Below are 2,519 nucleotides of genomic sequence, written 5' to 3'. Positions count from 1 at the left end.
ATTAGCTGAACAAACGGGTTATCCATTTATTAGTGCAGCTAACAAGTTCCATGCTCTAACAAGCCATGATGCGCTAGTGTATACGCATGGCGCTATTAAAGGATTAGCAGCTAATGCAATGAAAATTGCTAATGATATCCGCTTTTTAGCGAGTGGTCCACGTAGCGGTTTTGGTGAATTAAGTATCCCAGCAAATGAACCCGGCAGCTCGATTATGCCAGGTAAAGTAAACCCAACTCAAAGTGAAGCGTTAACCATGGTCGCTGTACAGGTGATGGGTAATGATGCGACAGTTGGAATCGCCGCGAGCCAAGGAAATTTTGAATTGAATGTTTATAAGCCAGTGATTATCTACAATGTACTACAATCCGTTGGTATACTAGCAGATGCGTTAGATTCGTTCAATCGTCATTGTTTAATTGGACTTGAGGCACTACCTGAACGAATGAATGAACTTGTAGAGCAATCGCTTATGCTTGTAACAGCCTTGAATCCATATATCGGCTATGAAAAAGCAGCTGAAATTGCGAAAAAGGCTTTTGCAGATAATAGTTCGTTAAGAGCAGCGGCATTAGCAACAGGTTATGTGACGGAAACACAATATAATGAGTGGATTGATCCATTAAAAATGGTCAATTTACCAGAAGACGATAAATGAAGGTGAGTAATATGACAAACAATCGATTAATATTAGCGTTTGAATCAAGCTGTGATGAAACAAGTGTAGCAGTTGTGCGTAACGGTAATGAAATTTTATCAAACGTGGTATCTTCTCAAATTAAAAGTCATCAGCGTTTTGGCGGTGTTGTTCCTGAAATTGCTTCACGTCATCATGTCGAACAGATTACGTATGTGATTGAACAAGCATTAACAGAGGCGGATAAAACAATTGAAGAGATGGATGCAATTGCTGTAACAGAAGGACCAGGTTTAGTCGGGGCTTTACTTATTGGTGTAAGTGCAGCTAAAGCACTGGCTTTTACACACGATAAACCACTCATTGGGGTCCATCATATCGAAGGACATATTTTAGCAAATCAATTAATTGAACCACTTAATTATCCCTTGATAGCTTTGGTTGTCAGTGGTGGACATACTGAGTTGGTTTATATGAAAAACAATCATAGTTTTGAAATTATTGGTGAAACACGAGATGATGCTGCGGGTGAAGCCTACGATAAAGTGGGGCGCACAATGGGGTTAACATATCCTGGTGGTGCTAAGATAGATCAATTAGCAGCGGAAGGTGAAGATACTTATAACTTTCCACGAGCGATGTTACATGAAGATAATTTAGACTTTAGTTTTTCAGGTTTAAAATCAGCTTTTATTAATACGATACATAATAAAGAGCAACGTAATGAACCAATTGATAAAGCTAATTTTGCAGCTAGTTTTCAAGCAGCGGTTGTTGATGTATTAGTAGGCAAAACAATGCGTGCACTTGAAAAATACCCCGTTAAACAATTATTAATGGCGGGTGGTGTTGCGGCGAATCAAGGTTTGCGTACAGGTTTAACAGTTGCTTTAACCGAGCGCTTCCCTGATGTGAAACTTATTATTCCACCACTGTCTTTATGTGGTGATAATGCCGCCATGATTGGTGCAGCAGCAGATATGTTATTTGAACAAGGTGAGTTCCGCGGCATGGATATGAATGCCCGTCCGGGTTTTATGTTCGAACAACATTAAGTGCAACGATAGGTAACACACAGTTAAAACCAAGTCGAAAATGGCTTGGTTTTTTTAGTTTATTTAAAATTGAAAATAGGAGTTCATATTTTCTAAAAAATAAAAAAGTGCAGATTAATTGTTTTTAAAAGATACATGTATAAAGATTATACTCCTAAATAAAGCTACGAAAATACCTTTAAGATAGTATACTTTAAAAATATATCTAGCGATTACCATGTGTTTGACACCCTTTAATAATTAGATTATTCTGAATATTAACTAGTTTAATATTACTAGAAATAGATGATAGGAGATGAGTGAAATGGATAATATTTTTCAGAAAAAGTTACTCGTTTTGTGTTTAGGATTAAGTACCGTAGGGCTATCAGCACCACCGTTAGCGAAAGCTGCCCATACAGCATATGTGGAATACTATTATGAAGCTGGCTTTTATAAGCGCGGTTTCAAAGTGCACAATTATAAAGACAATGTACGAAAAAAATACATTACTTACAGGAAAAGTGCAAACTATAGGCTATCCAAAAAAACGCTCTATTCTTTTAGTAATGGTAACCGTGTTGCCTATACGCTGCATTGGAAAACGAAGTAGGTAAGGAGCATAATAGATGATAACGCTAAAAAAAGTGTCTAAAACGATTGTTAAGCATCATATTATCAAGGATTTTTCGTTAGAAATTGAAGCGAAAAAAATCACGGCTATCATTGGACCTAATGGGAGTGGTAAAACAACACTTTTTCGTTTAATTACTGGTTTGTATCGGCCGACTACTGGTGATATTGAGCGAACACTTCCAACGGAAAGGTGTTTTTTCTTACAAGGTAAT

At 37.2% G+C, this 2,519-nt stretch carries 4 protein-coding genes; all 4 read left to right on the top strand.

Translation table 11 applies throughout. From position 1 onward, the window contains the following. On the top strand, positions 1 to 658 hold a 658-nt coding region (locus IKV95_RS03750), incomplete at its 5' end, for a lyase family protein (protein WP_287451423.1). An 11-nt stretch (positions 659 to 669) separates the two neighbouring features. Continuing rightward, positions 670 to 1,692: a tRNA (adenosine(37)-N6)-threonylcarbamoyltransferase complex transferase subunit TsaD gene (tsaD, locus tag IKV95_RS03745; protein ID WP_029092384.1), complete on the top strand. Its 1,023-nt coding sequence runs from the start codon at positions 670 to 672 to the stop codon at positions 1,690 to 1,692. A gap of 304 nt (positions 1,693 to 1,996) precedes the next feature. After that, a complete protein-coding gene (locus tag IKV95_RS03740) occupies positions 1,997 to 2,284 on the top strand; it encodes a hypothetical protein (RefSeq protein WP_029092383.1) in 288 nt (95 codons plus the stop codon). Between the two features lie 16 nt (positions 2,285 to 2,300). Continuing rightward, positions 2,301 to 2,519 (top strand): ATP-binding cassette domain-containing protein (locus IKV95_RS03735; RefSeq protein ID WP_287451422.1); only part of this gene is annotated, 219 nt, incomplete at its 3' end.

The organism is Brochothrix sp., assembly GCF_017549435.1.
GTDB classification, from domain to species: Bacteria; Bacillota; Bacilli; order Lactobacillales; family Listeriaceae; genus Brochothrix; species Brochothrix thermosphacta.
Note: the sequence above shows the minus strand (reverse complement) of the source record. Positions and strands in the feature narration are given on the sequence as shown.